At 63.4% G+C, this 6,669-nt stretch carries 5 protein-coding genes; 4 read left to right on the top strand and 1 reads right to left on the bottom strand.

The window, feature by feature from the left end:
• The 4 genes from N3J91_11585 to N3J91_11570 all read left to right on the top strand — a co-directional run.
• Nucleotides 1–1,872 (top strand): lamin tail domain-containing protein (locus tag N3J91_11585; protein MCX8157070.1); only part of this gene is annotated, 1,872 nt, incomplete at its 5' end.
• 86 nt (nucleotides 1,873–1,958) lie between these two features.
• The gene (gene der / locus N3J91_11580) at nucleotides 1,959–3,422 is read left to right on the top strand and encodes a ribosome biogenesis GTPase Der (GenBank protein ID MCX8157069.1); all 1,464 of its coding nucleotides are present in this window, start codon (nucleotides 1,959–1,961) and stop codon (nucleotides 3,420–3,422) included.
• Between the two features lie 75 nt (nucleotides 3,423–3,497).
• The gene (locus N3J91_11575; GenBank protein MCX8157068.1) at nucleotides 3,498–4,679 is read left to right on the top strand and encodes an aldo/keto reductase; all 1,182 of its coding nucleotides are present in this window, start codon (nucleotides 3,498–3,500) and stop codon (nucleotides 4,677–4,679) included.
• A gap of 28 nt (nucleotides 4,680–4,707) precedes the next feature.
• Entirely contained in the window at nucleotides 4,708–6,093 is a 1,386-nt protein-coding gene (locus N3J91_11570) for a dipeptidase (protein MCX8157067.1), read from the top strand.
• Here N3J91_11570 and N3J91_11565 read toward each other — a convergent pair.
• Nucleotides 6,080–6,664, bottom strand: coding sequence for a Maf family protein (locus N3J91_11565; protein ID MCX8157066.1), 585 nt, complete (start codon nucleotides 6,662–6,664; stop codon nucleotides 6,080–6,082). The genes N3J91_11570 and N3J91_11565 overlap by 14 nt on opposite strands.
• Nucleotides 6,665–6,669 lie beyond the last annotated feature (5 nt).

Below are 6,669 nucleotides of genomic sequence, written 5' to 3'. Positions count from 1 at the left end.
TTGAATCAGACCAATTTATATTTTCGGTTCAGCAATGCGGGGGAGGTGTGGCTGGACGATGTGCGGGTTGAGGAGGGGACGGTGGTGGGAGGGGGCAGCAACTATGTGGTGAACGGGGATTTTGAGGCGCCGCTGGAGGGGAGCTGGGTGCGGGGGACGATGACGCAGCCGACGGAGCGGGACGGGGGGGTGCGGCGTGGGGGGCAGTATAGTTTGCGGCTGGTGGCCACAGGGCGGGCGCAGACGGTGGGGCAGTCGCTGGCGCAGCCGCTGGTGTTGAAGACGGGGACGGTGTACACGGTGAGTTTCTGGTATTTGCCGAGTGCGACGGTGACGAGTTTGCATGTGTATGTGACGGCGTTTGTGAATTCGAATGTGGTGGTGCATGCGCCGGGGTATGCGCGGTCGCCGGGGGCGGGGGCGGTGGGGGCGGTGGGGTTGCCGGAGCTGCCGGAGGTGTATGTGAACGAGGTGCAGGCGGAGAACGGGGGCGGGGTGGTGGACAACCATGGGGAGGCGGAGCCGTGGGTGGAGTTGTACAACGGGGGGAGCCATACGGTGGATTTGACGGGGTGGTATTTGGCGAATCAGTACACGAATTTGGGGCAGTGGGCGTTTCCGGCGGGGGCGGTGTTGGGGCCGGGGGAGTATCGGGTGGTGTGGTGTGACGGGCAGGCGGGGCAGAGTGCGGGGACGAACTGGCACACGAACTTTCGGCTGGCGGGGGGGACGGGTTCGGTGGCGCTGGTGATGCCGGTGGCGGGGGGGCTGGCGGTGTTGGACTATTTGAACTACCGGGGGCTGCGGGCGGGGCAGAGCTATGGGAATTATCCCGACGGTCAGCCGGTGTACCGGCGGGTGTTTCATTATCCCACGCCGGGGAGCAGCAACAACCCGGCCCTGGCGCCGGTGCCCGTGTTCATCAATGAATGGATGGCGGACAATCGCTCCGCCCTGGCCGACCCGGCAGATGGCAACTTCGAGGACTGGTTTGAATTGTACAACGCCGGCGACACCCCGGTGGATTTAAGCGGTTACTACCTGACCGACAATCTAAATAATCCTTATCAATTCCGCATCCCCAACGGCTGGACCATTCCGCCCCAGGGTTTCCTGCTGGTCTGGGCGGATAATGAAGCCGGGCAGAACCTTGTCGGCGGCACCAACCTCCACGTGAATTTTGCCTTGAGCCGCAATGGTGAAACCATCGCTTTGTTTGCTCCGGACGGCACCCTGGTGGATGCAGTGCAATTCGGCCTGCAACTCGCCGATGTCAGCTCGGGCCGCTTCCCCGATGGTGAGGCCGGCATTTACGCCCTCTCCGAACCCACCCCGGGAGCGCCCAACGCCGCCCTCCCCTCCGACAACCGCCGTCCCATCATCGAAGATGTGCCCCCGCAAAACCTCATCGCCGGGCAGCGCCTGGAAATCCAGTTGACAGCCTTTGACCTGGACTGGCCCCCGCAAACCCTCACCTTCCTGCCGCCCGCCAACGGCCCTGCCGGCCTCACGCTGACACCCCAGGGGCATTTGAGCTGGCAGCCTCTGGCCCACCAGGCTGGCGTCTATGATATTTGCGTGCGCGTGCGTGACAATGGCACCCCCAACTTGACTGCCACCAACTGCTTCACCGTCATCGTTCACGCCCCGCCCCAATTCCGGCCCGCCCTGTGGGAAGCTCAAAGCGGCGCGCTAACTCTTCGATGGTCAACTCTGCCCGGCAAAATGTATCAACTGGAAGCTTCCGATTCCCTCTCCGCTCCCCTTTGGCAGCCCGTGGGCGCCCCCCTCCACGCCACGGAAAATTCGATGGAGTTGCAAATCTATCCGCCACGCGGGGGCCAGCGTTATTACCGGATTAAAGTTTATTAGGTCACCTGACGGCCTGCCCCCCCTCACGCCTCACCACGCTGGTTTTTCCTTTTCGCCAGCACGGCTCCCCGTCATCCTTACCGTTGATGTCGGCAGTTATCGCCATCGTCGGCCGGCCCAATGTCGGCAAAAGTGCTCTGTTCAACCGCCTGGTTGGGCGGCGCATCGCCATTGTCCATGATCAACCCGGCGTAACCCGTGACCGGGTCACGGCCGAGGCGGAATGGAAGGGACGCCCCTTTACCTTGGTGGATACCGGCGGCATCGGCCTGCTGCGCGGCGAAAAAGCCGATGACATCATCGTGCAGGCGGCGTTGCAGCAGGTCCAGGTGGCCATTGACTCCGCCCACCTGGTGCTGCTGGTGGTGGACGCACAGACGGGGCTTACCCCGTTGGATGAGGAAGTGGCGGCGCGGCTGCGCGAAGCGCGCAAGCCGGTCATTGTGGTGGCCAACAAGGCCGATCATGAGGGCCTCGAAACCGCCAGCGTCGAGTTCAGCGCCCTCGGTTTTGATCCTGTGCAACCCGTCTCCGCCCTGCATGGCCGGGGCATCCCGGCCCTGATGCATCTCGTCATGCAAAAGCTGGATGCCCTGGGTGTAATGCCGTCAACCGGGCCGGCCGCCGATTCCCCCAAGGCTGAGCCGCTCAAAATTGCCCTGGTCGGCCGCCCCAATGTCGGCAAGTCGTCCTTGATTAACGCCCTCACCCACAGCGAGCGCGTCATCGTCAGCCCCATTCCCGGCACCACCCGCGACGCGGTGGACGTGCCCTTTGAAATTGAAACCGACGGCATCCGGCAGCCGTGCATCCTCATTGATACGGCCGGCATCCGCAAAAAACGGCGGCTGGAGGATTCCGTGGAGTTTTTTAGTGTGGATCGCGCCGAGGCCAGCATCGCCCGCTGTGATATCGCCGTGCTGGTGCTCGATGCCGAGGCCGGCATCACGGAACAGGACAAAAAAATTGCCGATCTGATTGTTGACCACCACCGCGCCTGTGTGCTCGTCGTCAATAAATGGGACCTCTACCAGGAGCGCATCAAAGAGGCCCAACGCCAGCATCGCCCCGGCCAGCCCGGCGCCCGGCTCGATGAATTCGCCGCCTGGGTGCAGGAGCGCATGTTTTTCCTGGATTATGCCCCGGTAATCTTTACCTCCGCCCTTTCCGGCTTCCACCTGGAGCGCCTCCTGGAGGCCATCCGTTATGTGGCCGCCCAATGGCGGCAGCGCGTCCCCACCGCCGTGCTCAACCGGGTGCTGGCTTCTGCAGTAGAGCGCAAGCAGCCCATCAGCAACCTCGGCCATCATCTCAAGTTTTTCTACGCCACGCAGGTGGAGGCTGCGCCCCCCACCTTTGTTTTATTTGTGAATCGGGACGAGCTGCTCTCAGAGCCATACAAAAAGTATCTGGCCGGCGAATTGCGCAAGGCCTTCGGCTACGAAGGCTGTCCCCTGGTGCTCCGCGCCAAGCCCCGGCCGCGCTCCGTTCCGCCCAAACGCACGGAAAAACCCGCCGCCGGCCCCCGTCGCCCGCGGTCCCGGCGTTGAACAATGACTTACCCGTGATGAAGCGTTGCGGCGCGGGCTTCCCTTTGGCATAACGAAACCATGGCACGGCCTCAAATGCGTTACCGGCGGTTCGGCAAAACAGAACTTTCCATGCCCGTGATTTCCTGCGGCGGCATGCGCTACCAGCACAAATGGCAGGACGTGCCCCCGGAGGAAATCCCCGCGGAGAATCAGGCCAATCTGGAGGCCTGCATCCACCGCGCTCTGGAGCTGGGCATCAATCACATCGAAACCGCCCGCGGCTACGGCACCTCGGAAATGCAACTGGGCCGCATCCTCCCCACCCTGCCCCGGGACAAAATCATCGTGCAAACCAAGGTGGCCCCCGCCGCCACCGCCGAGGAATTCCTGCGGACCTTCGACCGCTCGATGAATTATCTGCGGCTGGATTATGTGGACCTGCTGGCCCTGCACGGCATCAACAACCGGCAATTCCTGGAGTGGAGCCTCAAACCGGGCGGCTGTCTGGAGGCGGCCCGCTGCCTGCAACAACAGGGCCGCTGCCGCTTCGTAGGTTTCTCCACCCATGCCACCCCGGACATCATTTTGGCGGCGATCAACAGCGGCGGCTTTGATTATGTCAATCTGCATTGGTATTTCGTCAACGAGCTGACCTGGCCCGCCGTGCTCGCCGCCCACAAGCTGGACATGGGGGTTTTCATCATCAGCCCCAACGACAAGGGCGGCAAGCTCTACACCCCCAGCGCCAAAATGCGGCAGCTCTGCGCCCCGTTGACCCCCATACAGTTCAATGACCTCTTTTGTCTGGCCCGCCCGGAAGTCCACACCTTGAGCTGCGGCGTGGCGCGGCCCCAGGATTTCGATGAACACGTGCAAGCCCTGGCCTGGTATGACCAGGCTGCGGAAGTGGTCCGCCCCATCGAGGAGCGCCTGCGCGCCGAAATGCGCCGCGTGCTCGGTGACGACTGGTGCCGCCGCTGGCCTGAGGGCCTGCCCGAATACGTGGACGCCCCCGGCCAGATCAACGTGCTCGAAATCCTGCGCCTCTGGACCTACGCCAAGGCCCTGGATTTGGTGGACTGGGCCAAGATGCGTTACAATCTGCTCGGCCAGGCTGATCATTGGTTCCCGGGGGAAAATGCCGCCCGCGTGGATGAGTTTGACTGGCAGGCCGCGCTCGCCCGCAGCCCGTTTGCCGGGCGCATCCCCTCCATTCTCCGCGAGGCCCACCAGATGCTTTTTGAGGCCCCGGTTAAACGTTTGAGCCAGTCGTGAGGGGCACTTCCCGCCTTTGCTTTTGCGCATGAAAACAGTTCTGGAATATCTGTCCAAGCACCGCGAGCGTTTCATTGAGGAGCTGTGCGACTACGTCCGTTTTCCCAGTGTCTCCGCCCAGCGGCAGCACCGCAAGGACATGCGCCGCTGTGCCGACTGGCTGGCCCAACATTGCCGCCGCATGGGTCTGGAGGTGCAAGTCTGCTCCACTCCCGGGCATCCGGTGGTGCTCGCCCGCACGCCCCGGCCCCGCGCCTCCCGCACGCCCCGCCCGCACTTTGTGGTTTATGGGCATTACGACGTGCAACCCGCCGAGCCGTTCTCCCTGTGGCGCAACCCGCCCTTTCAACCGCTGGTGGCCGGTGCCTCCCTTTATGGCCGCGGCGCCAGCGACAACAAAGGCCAGCACTTCGCCCATTTGAAAGCCGTCGAGGCCTACCTCCAGACCGGCACCCCCCTGCCCTGCGATCTCACCTTCCTCATTGAGGGTGAGGAGGAGGTGGGCAGCGAAAATCTGCCTGGTTTTCTCAAACGCTATCAACGCCGTCTGCAAGCCGCCGCTTTTGTCGTCTCCGATACCGGCATGCCGGACAAACGCCATCCTGCCCTCACCTGCGGTTTGCGCGGCATTGCCGCCCTTGAAGTCAAAGTGACCGGCCCTTCACGGGATTTGCATTCCGGCATTTATGGCGGCTCGGTGATGAACCCGGCCACCGCCCTGTGCCAGATTCTGGGTCAGTTGCACGACGCCCACGGCCGGGTTGCCATCCCTGGCTTCTACGACGCCGTGCGGCCTCTCACCCCCGCTGAGCGCAAGCAGATGGCGCGCGTGCCCTTCCATCGCGAGCAATACCGCAAATTCCTCGGCGTGCCGCAGCTCTTTGGTGAAAAAGGCTTCACGCCCAACGAGCAACGCGGCGCCCGGCCCACCCTCGAAATCAATGGCCTGACCAGCGGCTACCAGGGCGAGGGCAGCAAAACCATCGTGCCGGCTTCAGCCTCGGCCAAGATCACCCTGCGCCTGGTGCCCGACCAGGATCCGGAACACATCCTCCGCCTGGTGGTGCGGCATCTGCGCAAGTTATGTCCGCCCGCCGTCCGCATGGAAATCACCACCGGCCACAGTGGCAGGCCTTATCTCTTTCCCCCCGACCATCCCCTTGCCCAGGCGGCCCTGCGCGCCTTGCAAGGGGCCTTTGGCCGCAAACCGGTGTTGCTGCGCGAGGGCGGCTCCATTCCCATCGTCAACGAGTTCAAAAGCATCCTGGGCGCGGACACCCTCCTGCTGGGACTGGCGCTGCCCGATGACAACCCGCACGCGCCCAATGAAAAATTTGATCTGGAGTGCTTCACCAAAGGCATGGTGATGAGCGCGCTCCTGTGGCCGGAACTGGCTGCCGTCAACGTTCCTTGAGCAAATCGGCAAATTCGTTCAGGGCCTCCCGCAGCATCTCCAGCGGCAGCCCCACCACGTTGGAGTAGGAACCTTCAATCCGCTCAATGATGCGTTCTCCGTGCTCCTGTATGGCGTAGGCTCCCGCCTTGTCCAGCGGCTGGATGAGGCCCAGGTAGTCCGCAATCTCCGTCGCGCTCAGGGGTTTGAAGTGCACGCGCGTCACCTCCGCGCCCAGCCATTGCCGGCGCCGTCCCCAGTGCATCAGACACACTCCCGTGACCACCTCATGCACCCGCCCCTGCAACTCCATCAAGAAGGCCTCCGCCTCCCCGCGGCTGGCGGGTTTCCCAAAGATCCTGGCCCCCAGACACACCTCCGTGTCCGCACCCAGCACCACGGCATCCGGCCGCCTCCGGGCGACGCTCCGGCACTTCTGCCACGCGTTGAGCAGGCATATTTCCCGCGGAGTAAGAAATGCGTGATCAACCTCGGCCACCTGCGAGGGCATGACGTCAAACTCCACCCCCAACTGTTTTAACAGCTCCACCCGCCGCGGCGACGCGGAAGCCAGAATCAGGCGCTTGGGCATGGAAA

This window comes from Verrucomicrobiia bacterium (assembly GCA_026414565.1).
Lineage (GTDB): Bacteria > Verrucomicrobiota > Verrucomicrobiia > Limisphaerales > Fontisphaeraceae > Fontisphaera.
Note: the sequence above shows the minus strand (reverse complement) of the source record. Positions and strands in the feature narration are given on the sequence as shown.

What these genes read in the sequence shown, in the direction of transcription:
- der (MCX8157069.1), top strand. Translation starts at nt 1,959, where the DNA reads ATGTCGGCAGTTATCGCCATCGTCGGCCGGCCCAATGTCGGCAAAAGT.
- N3J91_11575 (MCX8157068.1), top strand. Translation starts at nt 3,498, where the DNA reads ATGCGTTACCGGCGGTTCGGCAAAACAGAACTTTCCATGCCCGTGATT.
- N3J91_11570 (MCX8157067.1), top strand. Translation starts at nt 4,708, where the DNA reads ATGAAAACAGTTCTGGAATATCTGTCCAAGCACCGCGAGCGTTTCATT.
- N3J91_11565 (MCX8157066.1), bottom strand. Translation starts at nt 6,664, where the DNA reads ATGCCCAAGCGCCTGATTCTGGCTTCCGCGTCGCCGCGGCGGGTGGAG.